Source organism: Streptomyces sp. NPDC104381 (assembly GCF_055583745.1).
Genome location: NZ_JBVJNK010000010.1, coordinates 226,731 through 244,265, shown reverse-complemented (window position 1 = coordinate 244,265; position 17,535 = coordinate 226,731). Strand labels below are relative to the sequence as shown.

The 17,535-nt window shown below is 71.9% G+C and carries 13 protein-coding genes; 7 read left to right on the top strand and 6 right to left on the bottom strand.

The features are described from left to right. Nucleotides 1-28: 28 nt before the first annotated feature. Together manB and ACZ607_RS31395 are read right to left on the bottom strand one after the other, a co-directional pair. Complete coding sequence (gene manB / locus ACZ607_RS31400) at nt 29-1,120, bottom strand: mannose-1-phosphate guanylyltransferase (RefSeq protein ID WP_469740388.1); 1,092 nt, start codon at nt 1,118-1,120, stop codon at nt 29-31. Nucleotides 1,121-1,198: 78 nt separating this feature from the next. Then, nucleotides 1,199-2,656: an N-acetylmuramoyl-L-alanine amidase gene (locus tag ACZ607_RS31395; protein ID WP_469740386.1), complete on the bottom strand. Its 1,458-nt coding sequence runs from the start codon at nt 2,654-2,656 to the stop codon at nt 1,199-1,201. Nucleotides 2,657-2,796: 140 nt separating this feature from the next. Here ACZ607_RS31395 and ACZ607_RS31390 point away from each other — a divergent pair, with 140 nt between their 5' ends. The 4 genes from ACZ607_RS31390 (at nt 2,797) to ACZ607_RS31375 (ending at nt 8,720) form a co-directional block, all read left to right on the top strand. Continuing rightward, a complete protein-coding gene (locus tag ACZ607_RS31390) occupies nt 2,797-3,549 on the top strand; it encodes a TIGR03089 family protein (protein WP_469740384.1) in 753 nt (250 codons plus the stop codon). 186 nt (nt 3,550-3,735) lie between these two features. Further along, nucleotides 3,736-5,076: an LCP family protein gene (locus tag ACZ607_RS31385; protein ID WP_469740382.1), complete on the top strand. Its 1,341-nt coding sequence runs from the start codon at nt 3,736-3,738 to the stop codon at nt 5,074-5,076. Between the two features lie 223 nt (nt 5,077-5,299). Continuing rightward, nucleotides 5,300-6,994 carry an LCP family protein gene (locus ACZ607_RS31380; protein WP_469740380.1) on the top strand — a complete coding sequence of 565 codons (1,695 nt, stop codon included), beginning with the start codon at nt 5,300-5,302 and terminating at the stop codon, nt 6,992-6,994. Nucleotides 6,995-7,043: 49 nt separating this feature from the next. After that, nucleotides 7,044-8,720 carry an LCP family protein gene (locus ACZ607_RS31375; protein WP_469740377.1) on the top strand — a complete coding sequence of 559 codons (1,677 nt, stop codon included), beginning with the start codon at nt 7,044-7,046 and terminating at the stop codon, nt 8,718-8,720. Between the two features lie 69 nt (nt 8,721-8,789). Here ACZ607_RS31375 and ACZ607_RS31370 read toward each other — a convergent pair whose 3' ends face one another. Further along, a complete protein-coding gene (locus ACZ607_RS31370; RefSeq protein WP_099177228.1) occupies nt 8,790-9,812 on the bottom strand; it encodes a glycosyltransferase family 2 protein in 1,023 nt (340 codons plus the stop codon). A gap of 189 nt (nt 9,813-10,001) precedes the next feature. On the opposite strand from ACZ607_RS31370, the gene ACZ607_RS31365 reads away from it, so the two are divergent. Beyond that, nucleotides 10,002-11,510 carry an LCP family protein gene (locus ACZ607_RS31365; protein ID WP_469740374.1) on the top strand — a complete coding sequence of 503 codons (1,509 nt, stop codon included), beginning with the start codon at nt 10,002-10,004 and terminating at the stop codon, nt 11,508-11,510. A gap of 79 nt (nt 11,511-11,589) precedes the next feature. Here ACZ607_RS31365 and ACZ607_RS31360 read toward each other — a convergent pair whose 3' ends face one another. Further along, nucleotides 11,590-13,017 carry an MFS transporter gene (locus ACZ607_RS31360; RefSeq protein ID WP_469740373.1) on the bottom strand — a complete coding sequence of 476 codons (1,428 nt, stop codon included), beginning with the start codon at nt 13,015-13,017 and terminating at the stop codon, nt 11,590-11,592. A 4-nt stretch (nt 13,018-13,021) separates the two neighbouring features. Then, nucleotides 13,022-14,326, bottom strand: coding sequence for a M20 metallopeptidase family protein (locus ACZ607_RS31355; protein ID WP_469740372.1), 1,305 nt, complete (start codon nt 14,324-14,326; stop codon nt 13,022-13,024). 59 nt (nt 14,327-14,385) lie between these two features. On the opposite strand from ACZ607_RS31355, the gene ACZ607_RS31350 reads away from it, so the two are divergent. Next, on the top strand, nt 14,386-15,513 hold the full coding sequence (locus ACZ607_RS31350; protein ID WP_469740369.1) for an Lrp/AsnC family transcriptional regulator: 1,128 nt from the start codon (nt 14,386-14,388) through the stop codon (nt 15,511-15,513). Nucleotides 15,514-15,555: 42 nt separating this feature from the next. Here the strand turns inward: ACZ607_RS31350 and ACZ607_RS31345 are convergent, their stop codons facing one another. Then, nucleotides 15,556-16,104 (bottom strand): acyl-CoA thioesterase, encoded by a 549-nt coding sequence (locus ACZ607_RS31345; protein WP_469740367.1) that lies wholly within the window; start codon nt 16,102-16,104, stop codon nt 15,556-15,558. Between the two features lie 119 nt (nt 16,105-16,223). On the opposite strand from ACZ607_RS31345, the gene ACZ607_RS31340 reads away from it, so the two are divergent. Beyond that, entirely contained in the window at nt 16,224-17,492 is a 1,269-nt protein-coding gene (locus ACZ607_RS31340; protein ID WP_469740364.1) for an LCP family protein, read from the top strand. Nucleotides 17,493-17,535: the final 43 nt, after the last annotated feature.

The window sequence follows — 17,535 nt, the reverse complement described above, 5'->3', positions numbered from 1 at the left end:
TCACCCGTCGTGGCTCACCGGCCGTGGCTCACTGGTCGGAGGAGAAGCGGACCGAGGCGTCCGGCAGGACCGCGCCGCACCAGACGCGGATCCCGTCCCGCAGTTCGTTGTCGGCGCCCACCCGGGCTCCGTCGCCGATCACCGCGCCCGTGAGCACCGACCGGGCGCCGATCCTGGCGCCGGCTCCGACCAGCGAGTCGGTGACCACCGCGCCCGGCTCCACGACGGCGCCTTCCAGCACCGTGGAGCCGGCGATCCTGGCGCCCTCACCGATCACGGCGCCCTCGCCGACGACCGTGCCTCCGGTGAGCTTGGCGTCGGCGGCCACCGAGGCGGTGGGCAGGACGAGCCGGTCGCCGCAGCGGCCGGGGACCGCCGGGGACGGGGCGCGGCCGAGGACGAGGTCGGCGGAGCCGCGGACGAACGCCTGCGGGGTGCCGAGGTCCAGCCAGTACGTGGAGTCCACCATGCCCTGGAGATGCGCTCCGTCGGCCAGCAGACCGGGGAAGGTCTCGCGCTCCACGGAGACCGGCCGGCCGGCCGGGATCGTGTCGATGACCGACCGGCGGAAGACGTACGCCCCCGCGTTGATCTGGTCGGTGACTATCTCCTCGGGGGTCTGCGGCTTCTCCAGGAAGGCCGTCACCCTGCCCGTGTCGTCCGTCGGTACGAGACCGAAGGCGCGCGGGTCCTCCACCCTGGTGAGGTGCAGGGAGACGTCCGCCCCCGAGGTGGCGTGCGCCCCCACCAGGGCCCGGATGTCGAGCCCGGTGAGGATGTCCCCGTTGAACACGATGACGGGTTCGTCCGGGCCCGAGGCCAGGCGCGACGCCACGTTCCGGATGGCTCCGCCGGTCCCGAGGGGCTCGTCCTCGGTGACGTACTCGATGGAGAGGCCGAGCGACGAACCGTCACCGAAGTACGGCTCGAACACCTCCGCGAGGTAGGACGTCGCGAGCACGATGTGCTCCACCCCGGCCGCCCTGGCACGCGCCAGCTGGTGCGTGAGGAAGGGCACCCCCGCCGCCGGGACCATCGGCTTCGGGGTGTGCACCGTGAGCGGACGCAGCCGGGTGCCCTTGCCACCGACCAGGAGGATCGCTTCTTTTGCCTCTGTCACAGCACCGTCTCTGCTTCCTGCTGGGGCCGGGCCTCGTTTCGGCTGGCCAGTGTATGCAGACCGTTCGGAGCCTCCCGGTCAGCGGCCCTGCAGCTTCGCCGAACTGGTCCGGGCCGTGCCGAGCTTGTTGTAAAGACGGATTCCGGGGCATTCGGTTGCGAAGCCGTCGCGGTGACCGGAGATGACGTTGAGTTTGGCCTTGGCGCCCTTCTTGTACTTCCCGCTGCCGCCGGAGACGAGCGTGACCTTGCCCTTGGGGTTGCGGCCGAACAGGCCGAGCTTCCAGGCGGTGAGCTTGGCGATGGCGGTGACCGCCGCGGCGGGCGGGGTCTTCGAGCTGTACGTCCCGAGTACCGCGATGCCCATGCTGTTCGTGTTGAAGCCGAGGGTGTGGGCGCCGAGGACCGCCTTCGTCACGCCTCCGGCGCGCCCCTCGTAGATATTCCCGCACTTGTCGACGGCGAAGTTGTAGCCGAAGTCGCGCCAGCCGCTGCTCTTGACGTGGTAGCGGTAGATGCTGCGCAGGACCGAGGGCGCCTGGGCGCAGGTGTAGTTGTTGCCGGTGGCACTGTGGTGGATGAAGGCGGCCTTGACGGTCGAGGTGTACGCGAAGGCGCGCTCCCGCAGGCTCTCGTCGGCGCCCCAGCCCTTGCGGGTGACGATACGCGGGCGCGGTCCCACGAACGGCTTGGCGCCCGCCGCGACGACCGCCTGCTCCTCCGACTCGGCCTTGCTCAGGGCGGGGATCTCGGAGGCACCGAGCGGCGCGAGGTCGGCGTTGACCGCGGAGCTCTCGGCCGCGGCCACGCTGAGGGCCGGGGACTCCGGGAGCGCGCCCGGCTGGGCGGCCGAGGCCGGCGTCGCCGTGACGGGGGTCGCGGTGCCCGCCGAGGGGGTGACGGCGGACGGGGCGCCGGTGGCCGGGGTGGCCCCGGCGGCCGGCGGCTCCGGGTCGTCACCCGGGTCGACGAGCTCCACCTGGAGGCCCGCCGGGAGGGGCGCGGTGTCGGGGGCGCCGCTCCGCGGGCCCGCGGTCTCGGACCGTACGCGCACCTCGACGCCGTCCGAGTCGCCGACCCAGAGGGGTGCGGTGGAGCCGCGCACCGTGCCCGACTCGCGTTCGGGGCTGCCGGCGTCGGCGGCGTGGTCGGTGTTGTGGGTCTCCAGGGACTGCCAGCCCGACCACTTGGTGGTGCCGGTCGCCCGGGTGCGGACCTGGACGGTGCCGTGCAGTTCGGTGTCGGCGTCGTCCCAGACCACGCCGACCAGCGAGAAGCGGTGCGAGTCACGCCGCAGCAGCCCTTGGGCGGCCGCGGGGTTCAGGGATTCGGTGGGCTTGCCGGTGGACCGCGGGACCGCGTCGGCGAGCGGCCGCAGGGGCAGCGACTGGGTCGAGCCCACGGGTTCGGCGGGAGCTGCCGCGGGCGCCTGCGCGACCGGGGCCTGGGCGGGGGCGGCGGGGGCGGGCGCGGCGAGCGGGAGGGTGAGTGCCGTCGCGCAGGTGACGCCGATCGAGGTTGCAAGAAGTGCACGCATACAGGAAATCCTTGACAGAGTCCGGCATTCCCGGCTACTGGAGTAAAGTCGCCAGCAGTTGACGCACCGTCTGCCGAACCGGTGTACGGGCCACTCGTCGCACCCGTTCGGGCCCGCGCGCGCCGCGTACCCTTGCGCGGATGAACGCCAGTGATCGCACCCCCGCCGACCTGCTGCGATCCGCGCTCGCCGCGGACCCCGCCCGTCCCCTCGTCACCTTCTACGACGACGCAACCGGAGAGCGCGTCGAACTGTCGGTGGCCACCTTCGCCAATTGGGTGGCCAAGACCGCCAATCTGCTCCAGGGCGACCTGGCCGCCGAGCCCGGCGACCGGCTCGCGCTGCTGCTCCCCGCGCACTGGCAGTCGGCCGTCTGGCTGCTCGCGTGCTCGTCGGTGGGCGTCGTCGCCGAGGTACAGGGCGACCCGGCCTCCGCCGACCTCGTCGTCAGCGGACCGGACACGCTCGACACGGCCCGCGCCTGCCGCGGCGAGCGGGTCGCGCTGGCCCTGCGTCCGCTGGGCGGGCGTTTCCCGCAGGCCCCCGAGGGGTTCGCGGACTACGCGGTGGAGGTGCCCGGCCAGGGCGACCGCTTCGCCCCGTACGCCCCGGTGGACCCGGCGGCCCCGGCGCTGTCCGTGGGCGGCGCCTCCCTGACGGCGGACCAGGTCGTCGCCCGGGCCCGGGAGGACGCGGTGGAGCTGGGACTCGGCCCGGGGTCCAGGCTCCTGACGGGCCGTACGTACGACACCTGGGAGGGGCTGTCCGCCGGACTCCTCGCGCCGCTGGCCGCCGGGGGCTCCGTGGTCCTCTGCCGCCACCTGGACCGGCTGGACGCGGACGGGCTGGCCAAGCGCGTCGAGAGCGAGCGGATCACCGCCACCGCGGTATGACAAGCGCTCCGAACGCCACCCGTCCGGCCCACGGCGGGCCGAGCCCCCGGGACTGTGCACCGGCGGCGGTACATGATCGGGCGGTACGAAGCACCGCCGAGAACGCCGCCTGAATGCACAACCAAGCGTGAGGTTCAGCCGTCTACTCCTGCGACCGGCGGCCCATCGCGCCGCCGAACGTGAAGGATGGACGCAGACGTGAGCGACAGCCCCGGCACCCCGGCCGACCCGGACCGCCCGGACCACTCGGCCGGGGGCGGGCCTGCGGACGAGCCGCAGGACGCGTCCGGGGCGGCCCCCCGGGACGACACCGCCGGGACCCCCGAGGACGGCGGCGACGGCGGGCGGACGGACGGCACCTGGAGCGCGCGCCCCGCGCGCGGCCCCCGGGAGCACGGACGCCCCTGGCTCCGCTGGACCGCCCTCGCCGCCTCCCTGGTCGTGCTGGCCGCCGCCGGCGTCGGCTGGTGGCTGTACAAGAAGCTCGACGGCAACATCACGACGGACACAAGCGCGGCCGCCGAACTCAGGGCGTACGAGAAGGAGCGCCCCCGGCCGATCGCCCGGGACGCGCAGAACATCCTGCTCATCGGCTCCGACACCCGCTCCGGCGACAACAGCGCGTACGGACGTGACGACGGCGGCAGCCAGCGCTCGGACACCACGATCCTGCTGCACCTCGCGGCCGACCGCCGGAGCGCGACGGCGGTGTCGATCCCACGCGACCTGATGGCGGAGATCCCCAGCTGCCACACGGAGGACGGCAAGGCCACGACGAAGCGGTTCGCCCAGTTCAACTCGGCCTTCGAGCTCGGCGGCACGGCCTGCACGATCCGTACGGTCGAGAAGATGACGGGCGTCCGCGTCGACCACCACATGGTCATCGACTTCAACGGCTTCAAGGACATGGTCGACGCCGTGGACGGCGTGGAGGTCTGCCTCAAGGAGCCGGTCGACGACGCCGACGCCCACCTCAAGCTCCCGGCCGGCCGCCAGAAGCTCGACGGCGAGGAGGCCCTGGGCTACGTGCGGGCCCGTAAGTCGATCGGGAACGGCAGCGACACCGAGCGCATGGACCGTCAGCAGAAGTTCCTGGGCGCCCTCGTCAACAAGATGCAGAGCAACGGGGTGCTGCTGAACCCGACGCGGCTCTACCCGGTGCTGGACGCGGCGACCAAGTCGCTCACCACCGACCCGGGACTCGACTCCCTGAGGGATCTGTACGACCTGGTGCGCGGCATGCGGAACGTCCCCACGGAGAAGGTGCAGTTCCTGACCGTGCCCCGCCGCTCCTACCCGTCCGACCCGAACCGCGACGAGCTCGTACAGCCCGACGCGGACCGGCTGTTCACCCAGCTGCGCAAGGACGAACCGGTCGCCGTGGTCCCCCCGGAGGAAATCGAATCCGGGGATTCACAGACGGATCACAGCTCCGGGAACGCCACGTCAGGCGATACGGCCGCGAGCCCGACGCCCGCACCCACCTATTCGGGGTCGAATGCTGCGGATGACCTGTGCGGCTCGTAAAGCAATTCCCAAGAGATGGACGGCAATCGGAGCGGAATAGGCAGAATGCCCGGTTGTAAAGAGCGTGGAATGTGTCACGCACGCCCCCTGTGGCCGATTCCGCCGGATAGTGTGACGCGATCCGGTGCTCGCGGCGCCCAGACCGCGCATGGCCGGAACGGACAACCGAGTGCCCTGCCGGGGGAGGCGCCTCGCGTGGCACCGACGGAGGATTCAGGAAACCGTGGACGCGCATAGCCGTGGGCGGGCGGACGAAATCGATCCCGCCGACCAGTGGGTGCTCAACCCGCGGACCGGCAATTACGAATTGCGACTGAACCACTCCGGAACAGAGTCGTCCAGTCCTTCCGGCCCCTCGAATCCCCCGTCCGGCCGGGACGGATCCCGCGCCGCGGTGCCCACGCAGCGGAGCCGCCGTACGTCCGGGGGCGGCGGGGACCGGACACCGCCCGCCGGCCGCCGGGGAGGCACACCAGGGAAGTCGCGGCGGAGGAAGGCCCTGCTGTGGACCGGCGGGGTCATGGCCTTCGTGGTCGTCGCCGGATCGGCGGGAGCCTACGCGCTCTACCAGAAGTTCAACGGGAACCTCGCCACCGTCGACGTCGGTGACGCGGGCAGCAGGAGCGTCGCCGCCGACGGGCCGCTCGACATCCTGGTCATCGGCACGGACAAACGGACCGGCGAGGGCAACGAGGGCTACGGCGACAAGGGCAGCACGGGCCACGCCGACACCAACATCCTCTTCCACGTCTCCGCCGACCGCACCAACGCGACGGCGATGAGCATCCCCCGGGACCTGATCACCGACGTCCCCGACTGCACCACCAAGCAGGCGGACGGTTCGGAGAAGTCCATACCCGGCTCGCAGAACGTGCGCTTCAACGTCAGCCTCGGCCAGGAGGGGCGCGACCCCGGCTGCACGATGCGCACGGTCAAGAAGATCACCGGCCTGTCGGTCGACCACTTCATGATGGTCGACTTCAACGCGGTCAAGACGCTCTCCACGGCCGTCGGCGGCGTCACCGTCTGCCTGGACAAGGCGGTCAAGGACCCGGACTCGCACCTCGACCTGCCGGCCGGCGAGTCCAAGATCCAGGGCGAGGACGCGCTGGCCTTCGTCCGCACCCGGCACAGCTTCGGGAACCAGAGCGACCTGGACCGGATCAAGGTCCAGCAGCAGTTCATCGGCTCGATGATCCGCCGGATGAAGTCCGACGACACACTGACCGACCCGGCCAAGCTCTTCAAGCTCGCCGACGCGGCGACCAAGGCGCTCACCGTCGACTCCGGCATCGGGTCGATCAAGAAGCTGACCTCGCTCGCCCAGGAGCTCGGCAAGATCGACACCAAGAACATCACCTTCGTCACGATGCCGGTGAAGGACAACCCGGCCGAGCCGACGCCGGTCACCGTGGTCGTGGACCCGCAGAAGTCGCAGCAGCTGTTCTCGATGATGCGCTCCGACACCTCCCTCACCGAGGTGAAGAAGAAGGAGAAGGCGGCCAAGGACAAGCAGGAAGCGGTCCTCAAGGGCAGCAGGGCCGAGGCCTCCGACATCCGTGTCGACGTCCTCAACGGCGGCGACATCACCGGCGCGGCGGCGGAGACCGTCACCTGGCTGCAGGGCCAACAGGGCGTGACGGGCGCCACGAACAAGGCCAACGCCCCGGCGAAGATCGACCGTACGACGCTGGCCTACGCCCCGGACCAGGCCGACCAGGCCCGCGCGCTCGCGGACCTCATGGGCCTGCCCGCCACCGCGCTCAAGCAGGGGGCGGCCGGCAGCGAGGGGCTTCAGCCGATGGTGCTGACCCTGGGAGCGGACTTCGACGGCGCGGGGGTACCCGTCACAGGTCCGGCGAAGGCGCCGGAAGACATGCAGAGGGCAAGCGCCGACAAGGCGGAATGCGCGAAGTGACGACGGGTCCTCGCGCCACAGCGGAATTCATAGGAGCAGGGGGGTCCTGGTGGGACGGAGCAGTACGCGCGGGGAGGGGACACGGCCACGTGGCCGGCACGACGGGCCGCCGGGACGGAGCGGCGGCGCGGCCTCCGACGGCACCGGGCCGAGGAGCCACGGCCGACGGGAGCGCTCCACCCCCGCGGAGGGCGGCCGGGGGCCGGCACGCGCCGACCGCCGGTCACGGCGCGCCGCGGGCAAAGGGGGCAAACGACGCGTCCTGCGCTGGGTGGCGTCCGTCGTCGCGCTGCTGATACTCGGCACCGGCGGCGCCGGTTACCTGTACTACAAGCACCTCAACGGCAACATCAGGAAAGAGGACCTGACGCTCGGCGACAAGGCGATGGCCGACCACAAGGCCAACGCCGCCGGTCAGACCCCGCTCAACATCCTGCTCATCGGCTCCGACGCCCGTGACTCCGAGGCCAACCAGAAGCTGGGCGGCGCGAAGGAGACCTTCGGCGGCACCCCGCTCGCCGACGTGCAGATGCTGCTCCACCTCTCCGCGGACCGCAGCAACATCTCGGTCCTCAGCATGCCGCGCGACACCATGCTGAAGATGCCCAAGTGCACCGACCCCGAGTCCGACAAGGTCTACCCGGCCAGCACGGTCGACGTACAGACCAACGAGAGCCTGGGCCGCGGCGGTCCCGGATGCACCGTGGCCACCTGGTACGAGCTCACCGGCATCACCATCGACCACTTCATGATGATCGACTTCGCGGGCGTGGTCTCCATGGCCGACGCGGTCGGCGGCGTCCCGGTCTGCGTCGACGCCAACGTCTACTCCCACACCAGGGACGGCAAGGGGTCCGGGCTGAAGCTGGAGGAGGGCACCACCTCCGTCAAGGGCAAGCAGGCCCTCCAGTGGCTGCGCACCCGGTACGGATTCGAGGACAACACCGACCTCGGCCGGACCAAGGCCCAGCACCAGTACCTGAACTCGATGGTCCGCGAGCTGCGCAAGGGCACCAAGCTCACCGACCCCGGAAAGCTGATGGACCTCGCCGAGGCGGCCACCAGCGCGCTGACCGTCGACAAGGGCCTCGACACGGTCAAGAAGCTGTACGACCTGGCGGAGGAGCTCAAGAAGGCCCCGACCGACCGCATCACCATGACGACCATGCCGAACGTCTACGGCACGGGGCAGTTCAGCGGCCGGGTCTACCCGAAGGCCGAGGAGGCCGAGCAGGTTTTCCGGATGATCCGTGAGGACATCCCGCTCGACGGCAAGGCGTCCAAGCGGAAGACGCCCGTCGTCAAGGACCAGGCCGCGCCCACCGCCGAGATCGCGGTCAGTGTGCGCAACGCGACCTCCACGGACACCCTCGGCCCCGCCCAGGGCCGTGCGACCACGGTCAAGGACCTGCTCACGGAGGCGGGCTTCGCCAAGGCGACCATCGACTCGCAGAACGTCGAGGGAGCCGCCAGGACCGGCGTCCTGTACCCCAGCGCGGACCTGGAGGGCGACGCACAGGCCGTCGCCAAGGCGCTCGGGATCCCCGTGTCGCAGGTGAAGAAGTCGACCGACGTCTCGGGCATCGTGCTGTCCGTGGGCGCCGACTGGCGCGAGGACGAGGCGTACCCCGCCCAGGACGAGGAGAAGACACCGGAATCCGCGAACCCGCTCAACGGCGCGGACGAGGAGGCGTGCATGCACGTCAACCCGGGCTTCACCTGGTGACGTCGTACGTACCGGAAGGGCCCCGCCGTCTCCGGCGGGGCCCTTCCTCGCTCTCCGCGGGTACGGCGGTCAGACCGTCTGCTCCCGCACGGCCGGGCGGCGGCTCGCGATGACGCGCTTCGCCAGCGAGCGGGGGCTGGTCAGGAAGCCGTACCCCCAGGACATGTGCATGGTGGCGAGCGCGACGGGGATCTGCGCCCGGGCCTTGAGCGGCAGGCCCTTGCCCGCGGGCAGCGACCCGGCCACGATGGCCGCGACGTACCCGGCGGGCACGACGAACGCCCAGGGGGTGACGGCCGCGCCCACGACGATCCCCGCGGCTATCGCGCAGACCGCGGTGGGCGGGGCCAGGTAGCGCAGGTTGATCGAGCCGGAGTGGTAGCGGGCGACGACGTGGCGCCAGCGGCCGTACTCCTTGTACTGCTTGGCGAGCGCGCGGATGCTGGGCCGCGGGCGGTACTGCACCTTCAGCTCCGGCGAGAACCAGATCAGGCCGCCGGACTCGCGGATCCGGAAGTTCAGCTCCCAGTCCTGGGCGCGGATGAACTCCACGTTGTAGCCGTCGGCGCGCTCCAGCGCCTCACGGCGGAAGACCCCCAGATACACGGTCTCGGCCGGGCCCGCCTTCCCTCCGGTGTGGAAGGCCGCGTTGCCGACGCCGATCTTCGACGTCATGGCCGCGGCGACGGCGTCCTCCCAGGCGTTCTCGCCCTCGGCGTGCATGATGCCGCCGACGTTCTGCGCCCCGGTCTCCTCCAGGAGGCGGACGGCGGTCGCGATGTAGTTCGGCGAGAGCATGCCGTGGCCGTCCACCCGTACCACGATCGGGTGATGTGACGCCTTGATCGCGGCGTTGAGCGCGGCGGGGGTGCGGCCGGTCGGGTTCGGGACGGTGTGGACCCGGGAATCCTCCCGGACCAGCTCGGCGGCGATCTCGTCCGTACGGTCGTTCGACGGGCCGAGGGCGATCACCACCTCCATCTCGCCGGCGTACTCCTGCTCCAGGATGTGCCGGACCGAGTTCCTGAGATGGCGTTCCTCGTTGAGCACCGGCATGATCACGGAGACGGCGGGGTACTGCGCGGCAGACATGTGGTCCTCGGGGGGTCCTCGGGGGTGCCAGGGTTCCGGGGGTTCTCGCACCCCAGGAGGCGGCGTGATTCGGCCGCCACGTTACCGCGAACGGGGGACAGGGGCGCGCGCCGCCGGGTCTCCTCCCGGTCCGCAGATCGTATGGGCCTACCGTGCGAAAGTCCCACTCGCACCGCGGAGGTGTCCCTCGTGCCCACGCCGCACCGATCGCCCCGTCCACCGCACCCCCGCACAGCCGCCCCGCAGCGCAGGCCCGCACGCCGGCCCGGAGCCGGTGGCGGCACCGCACGGCGGAACGGGGCCGGGAAGCGGAAGCCGCCACCCCGGTGGGGCATGCGGATCGTCACCGGGCTGTCCGTCCTGGTGCTCGGCGCCGGCGGCATCGGCCATGCCGTGGTGAGCGGCCTGGAGACGGGGATCGACCGGGTCGACCCGTTCAAGGACATGAAGAACCGCCCCCGGGGCGGCCACGGCATGAACTTCCTGCTCGTCGGCACCGACGGCCGCGACAAGATCACGGCGGCGGAGAAGAAGAAGTACAAGCTGGGCGGCGCGCCCTGCCACTGCACCGACACCCTGATGCTCGTCCATGTCTCCGCGGACAAGCAGCGGGCCAGCGTCGTCAGCCTGCCGCGCGACAGCTACGCCGAGCTCCCCGCCCACACCGACGCCACCACGGGCAAGGAGCACTCCCCCCACCCGGTGAAGCTGAACGCCGCCTACGCCGAGGGCGGCCCCCATCTCACGGTGCGCACCGTCGAGCAGATGACGGGGGTCAAGATCGACCACTATCTGGAGGTCGACTTCACCAGCTTCATGAAGACCGTGGACACCCTGGGCGGGGTGGAGATCTGCACCGCCAAGCCGCTCAAGGACTCGTACACCGGTCTGGATCTGACCGCCGGCACCCACAAGCTGGACGGCGGCCAGGCGCTCCAGTACGTACGCTCCCGGCATCTGGACGGGGCGGCCGACCTGGGCCGGATGCAGCGCCAGCAGAAGTTCATGGCGGCGCTGATCAAGCAGACGACCAGCAGCGGTGTGCTGATGAACCCGATGAAGTTCCAGCAGGTCGCGTCGTCGATGCTCGAATCGGTACGCGCCGACAAGGGCTTCGGCACCGACGAGATGCTGGAGCTCGGCAAGGCCATGCGGGGCTTCACCCCGGCCTCGTCGGAATTCGCCTCCGTGCCCCTGGAGGAGAAGGGCTACCCGGTCAAGGGGATCGGCTCCACCGTGAAGTGGGACGCCGAGAAGTCGAAGCAGATGTTCCAGGCCCTGCGCGAGGACCGGCCGCTCGCCCCGCACCTGCCGAAGCAGCCCAAGGCGACGCTCGTCGACGTGGCCCCGGAGCAGATCCGGGTGCAGGTCTACAACGGGACGCCGAAGGACGGGCTCGGCCAGGACGTCGACGAGGCGCTGCGCTCCACCGGGTTCAACACCACCCGCGCCCCGCTCAACGGCGGACCGCACGATCTGCGGCGGACGCTGGTCACCTACGACCCGCGCTGGGACCGTTCGGCCAAGTCCCTGGCCACCGCGCTGCCCGGCTGCGAGCTCAGGGCGGTGCAGGGGCAGGGCGGGACGATGAAGGTCACGGCGGGGTCGGACTTCACCAAGGTGCAGCGGGTGAAGGCCGAGAACCCGCAGAGTGGCGAGTTCGGCACGGTGACGGGCGACCAGGTGGTCTGCCCCTGACCCGGCCCGGACCGGCCCTCCGGACGCCGCGCCCTCGCGGCGCCGGAGCTCATGCCCTCACGGCGCCGCGGGAGCGGGGTCACCCCTCGCGGCGCCGTGAGAAAGCCGTGGCCACCAGGGCGACGACCGCCGCGGCGGAGGCGGCCAGCCAGAGGGCCGTGTAGCCGCCCTCCCCCGGTTCGCCGGTCGCCGGCGACAGGAAAGCGCCCAGCAGCGTGGCGAAGACACCGCCCGCCACGGCCCCGCCCAGCGTCTTCACGTTGTTGTAGAGCGCGGCGGCGATGCCCGTCCTGGACGGGTCGGACGCCTCGACGATCACCGTCGGCATGGCTCCGAGCGCCAGCCCGATCCCCAGACCGGTGAACGCGGACCCGGCGGCCATCTGCCAGATCTCCTCGTGCAGGAACGCGAACTGCAGGAAGGTCAGGGCGACCAGCCCGAACGCCGTCATCAGCGTGGGCCGGTAGCCGATCCGCCGGGCGACGGCGGCCGTCCCCAGCGAACCGACGACACTGCCGACCGCCCCCGGCAGCAGGACCAGGGAGATGGACAGCGCGCTCAGCCCGAACCCGTAGCCGGTGGCGTCCGGATCCGCCGCGTAGAAGGTGGAGTTGGGCGCCTGGCTCCCGAAGTAGAAGACGCCGAAGAGGAACGCCGCGCAGTAGAACGGGGCCGTGGTCCGCGCGGCCAGCGCCCGGACGTCGACCAGGGGGTCCGCGCTGCGCAGCTCCACCAGCACCCACACCGCCAGCAGCACCAGCCCGAGCACCACGGGCCCCAGGACCCGCGCGGAGCCCCAGGAACCGTCCTCCGCCCCGGAGACCCCGCCGAGCAGGGCGACCATGGCGGCGCCGAGCAGCGCCACTCCGGACCAGTCCACCCGGCCGCCGGCCCTGTTCCGCGACTCCGGCACCGCGACGAAGGAGACGGGCACACAGAGCACGGCGAGCGCGGCGGGCACCAGCAGGGTCAGCCGCAGATTGCCGGACGCGGAGTCGACGAGCCCCATCACGACCCCGCCGGCCATCGCGCCGAGCGTCAGCGCTCCCACCAGCCGGGCGATGGCCCGCCGAGCGTCGGCGACCGGCAGCCGGTCCCGTACGAGGGCGATCTCCAGGGGCAGCAGGGCGGCGACGGGCCCCTGGAGCACCCGCCCGGCGAGGAGCGTGCCGTAGTCCGGGGCGAGCGCGACCACGAGGGTGCCCGCCGCGATCACCGCCAGGGCGATACGGAGCATCCGCCGGTGGCCGTAGAGGTCACCGAGGCGGCCGAAGAGCGGGACGCAGACGGCGGCGGCCAGCAGCTGTACGGAGACGACCCAGTTCAGGGCGGCCGAGCCGATGCCCAGGTGATCGGCCAGGTCGGGCAGCAGCGGGGCCAGCCCGACCTGGAGGAAGCCGCTGGTCACCTCGAAGAGGACGAGGAGTCCGACGACGGCGGTGACGGACGCGGGCAGGGGCTCCTGGCCGGCGGGGGCGCCCGGCGGCGGGGTGGCGGTGGCGGTCATGGGCCTACTCCTGCGGGGAGGAGGCGAGCGGGGAACCGGCCTCCGGGGCGAGCGGGGAACCGGCCTCCGGCGACGTGGGCGCCGCCTCGGCGGGGACGCCGGGCTCCGACGGGACGAGTGGGGTGCCGAGCCGGCGCAGGGCCAGTCCGGCGAGGAGGGCGGCGGCGTGCGGCAGGGCGTCGTCGTCGTAGACCGCCTGCGCGGAGTGGTTCATCGGGGCGGTGGCCGGGTCGGTGCCGGGCGGGCAGGCGCCGAGGCCGACGAAGGCACCCGGCACCTTCCGGAGCACGAAGGAGAAGTCCTCGGCCCCCGCCATCGGCTTGGGCGCCTCGAAGACGTGCCCTTCGCCCAGCACCTGGCGCGCGGTCTCCAGGGCGAACGCCGCCTCACCCACGTCGTTGACGGTCGGCGGGTACTGCTCGACGTAGTCGATCCCGGCGCTCACCCCGTGGGCGGCGGCCACCCCGTGCACGGTCCGCTCGAAGGCGGCGCGCACCCGTGCGCGGGAGGCGTCCGAGAAGGTCCGTACGGTGGCGGCGAACCGGGCGGTCTCCGGGATCACGTTGGCGGCGGTGCCCGCCTCGATCCTGCCGACCGTGACGACGGCCGGGTCGAAGACGTCGATCTCCCGGGTGACGGCCGTCTGGAGCGCGGTGACCATGGCGCACATCGCGGGCACGGGATCGGCGGCGGAGTGCGGCGAGGAGCCGTGCCCGCCCCGGCCGCGCACCGTGACCTCCACCGCGTCCGAGGCGGCGAGCATGGGCCCGGGCCGGGTCGCGGCGAACCCGGTGGGCGCGCCGGTGGAGATCACGTGCAGGGCGTACGCGGCGACGACGCGGTCGCCGGCGGCGTCGAGCACCCCCTCGTCGATCATGATCTGCGCGCCGCCCTGGCCCTCCTCTCCGGGCTGGAACATGAGGACCACGTCCCCGGCCAGCTCCTCCCGCCGGGCCGCCAGCAGCCGGGCGGCGCCGACGAGCCCGGTGACGTGCAGGTCGTGGCCGCAGGCGTGCATCCGGCCGTCGAGGACGGAGGCGTACGGCAGCCCGGTGTCCTCCTGGACCGGGAGCGCGTCCATGTCGCCGCGCAGCAGGACGGCCGGGCCGGGGCGGCCGCCGCGCAGCACGGCGGTCACGGAGCTCAGCGCCGTACCGATGCGGATCTCCAGACCCAGGCCGTCCAGCGCGGCGAGGATCTTCGCCTGGGTCAGCGGGAGGTCGAGACCGAGCTCGGGCTCGCGGTGCAGGGCGTGGCGCAGTTCGGTCAGGGCGGGGGCGAGGTCACGGGCCTCGTGGAGCAAGGACATGGGCGTATCGTGCGGAGCGAACCACCTCAACCATGATCGTCCGCACGAAAGCGCTCCTCATGAGCCGATCGACGCATGAATCCACCGGGCTCCCCGAACGTCTGCTGCGCGCCGAGCAGCCCGAGCCGCTGGACGAGCTGGACTACCTCCTGATCACCGCGCTCCAGACCTCGCCCCGGGCGGAGTGGGCACAGATCGGGAAGGTCCTCGGGGTGGACGCCTCGACGGCGGCCCGCCGCTGGAACCGGCTCACGGAGGCGGGCCACGCCTGGCTCAGCTGCTACACGGTGGCGGTCGGGCCGGCGGTGCCGATCATCGCGTTCATCGAGGTGGACTGCGCGGCCGGGGCGCTGCACGAGGTGGCGGCGGAGATCGCGGACGATCCGCATCTGATCACCATCGAGCACGTCACCGGCGCCAGGGACCTGATCCTCACCGCCGCCTTCCCCGACCTGGCGATGCTGGCCCGTTACGTCGGCTTCCGCCTCGGCCGGCTGCCCGGGGTCTCGGCCACCCGGTCCCAGACGGCGACCGCCGTCCACACCGAGGGCAGCCGCTGGCGGCTGGACCGGCTGGACCCCGACAGCCAGGACCTGCTGGCGAAGGACCGGGCGCCCGCCATGCCACGGCGTGGGCTGCCCGCCCCCGACGCCCTGGACACCCGGCTCTACCTGCTGCTGAGCGAGGACTTCCGCCAGCCGGCCGCCCGGCTCGCCGAGCGCCTCGGGGTCAGCCCCACCACCGTGCGCCGGAGGCTGGACCGCATGCACCGGCAGGACGCCCTGATCTACCGCTGCGAGGTGGCCCGCCATCTCTCCGGCTGGCCGATCTCGGTCACGCTCTGGGGCGTCGCCCCGGCCGGCGAGGCCTCGCGCATCGCCTCCCAGCTCATCCGCATGCGGGAGACACGGCTCTGCGCGTCGCTGACCGGCCCGCACAATCTGATGCTCACGGTGTGGCTGCGCTCCGCCGAGGACATCGGGGCGTTCGAGGCCAGGCTGGCGGACCGCTTCCCCGAGCTCACCGTCGCGGACCGGGCGGTGGCCCTCTGGCAGCTGAAGATCGCCGGCCATGTGCTGGACCCCCTGGGCCGCCACATCAGAGGGGTCCCCGTGACGTTCTGGGAGGAGCCCGGCGCCGAGCGGGCCGAGGACGCGCTGCTGCGACGGCTGCGCGTCCCGCGCTGATCCCCGGCGTACGGGAGGATCCGCGGGGCCGTGCGCCCGGTGTCAGTCGTCGATGCCCTCGGCGGCCCGCTGCTCCCGCAGCTCCTTGATCGCGCGGCGCCGGGCGAGGCGGTGCGTGCGCCGGATCTGGGCCTCCTGGTAGCGCCGCTTGTCGCGCTCGGTCTCCGGGACCACCTGCGGTACGCGGCGCGGCTTGCCCTCCTCGTCGACCGCCGCGAACACCAGATAGGCGCTGCCCACCTGCTGGGCCGGGGTCGACTCGTTCCACCGCTCGGCCATGACGCGGACGCCGACCTCCATCGAGGAACGGCCGGTCCAGTTCACCTGGGCGCGGACGTGAACAAGGTCACCGACGCGGACGGGCTCCAGGAACACCATCTCGTCCATCGAGGCCGTCACGGCCGGTCCGCCGGAGTGCCGGCCGGCGACCGCCCCCGCCGCGTCGTCGACCAACTTCATGATCACACCGCCGTGCACCGTACCCAGGAGGTTGGTGTCGTTGCCGGTCATGATGTGGCTGAGGGTGGTCCGGGAGGCCGAGGTCGGCTTGACCGGAACATCGGCCTCCGGCGGCTGGGACTGATCTGTCATGCCCTCCACCTTATGCGGGGGCTTGCACCCGGTTGCATTGCATCAGCTTCGCAACAGCCGTGCCCCGATCCCCGGTACACCCTGTAAGAGCCACAGGCCGAGACGGCACACTGGTCCGCATGAGCGATTGGCCCGAAGGACGGAACGGCGGACCCGGCGAACGCTACGGGCGGGGCAGCGCGAGCCCCCGGCCGGAGAGCGCCCGCGCCATGCCGCACGTCCGGCGGCGCCCCGCGCCGCCGCAGTCCCCGCCCCACATCCCCCCGCAGCCGGGACCGGGCTACGACGACGGCGCCGGTTACGACAGCGGCTACAACACGGGCCAGGTCTACGGCGGGGGCCAGCGCGGCGGTGGCCACGGTGGCGGCCGCGGCGGCGACAGCGGATACGTCCAGCCACGCCCGGCGCCCAACTGGGGCCGGCGCCTCAAGGTCGGCGTGCTGTCCCTGGTCGTCGTGGTGCTCGCCGTCTCGGTCGGCACGTACTTCTGGGCCGACGGCAAGCTCAAGCGCGAGGTCGACCTCTCCAAGGTCATCGAGCGGCCGAGCGAGGGCGACGGCACGAACTACCTGGTCGTCGGCTCCGACAGCCGCGAGGGCATGACCGCCGAGGACAAGAAGAAGCTGCACACCGGCTCCGCCGAGGGCAAGCGGACCGACTCGATGATGATCCTGCACGACGGCTCCAACGGCCCGACGCTGATCTCCCTGCCCCGTGACTCCAACGTCGAGATCCCGTCCTTCGTGGGCTCCGAGTCCGGCAAGAAGTTCGCGGGCACCGGCCGCCAGGTGAAGCTGAACGCGGCGTACGCCGAGGACGGCCCCGAGCTGCTGGTCCGCACGGTCGAGTTCAACACCGGGCTGCACATCGACCACTACGTCGAGATCGGCTTCGGCGGCTTCGCCAAGATCGTGGACGCCATCGGCGGCGTCGAGATGGACATCCCGAAGGCCTTCAAGGACAAGAACTCCGGCGCCGACTTCCAGGCCGGCAAGCAGACCCTGAACGGCGAGCAGTCCCTCGCCTTCGTCCGCACCCGGTACGCCTTCGCGGGCAGCGACCTGGACCGTACGAAGAACCAGCAGAAGTTCCTCGCGGCCCTGGCCTCCCAGACGGCGACCCCGTCGACGATCCTCAACCCGTTCAAGCTCTACCCGACGATGGGCGCGGGCCTGGACACCCTGATCGTGGACAAGGACATGTCGCTCTGGTCGCTCGGCAACATGTTCTTCGCGATGAAGGGCGTCACGGGCGGGGAGGGCACGTCGATGAACATCCCGCTCACGGGCGAGAGCGTGAACGGCAACCTGGTCTGGGACAAGGCCAAGGTCAAGCAGCTCGTGGAGCAGCTGAAGAACGACGAGAAGGTCACGGTCAAGGGCAGCTGACCACCGCCGCTCCGAGGCCGCAGGAGGCCCCCCACCCGCCGCC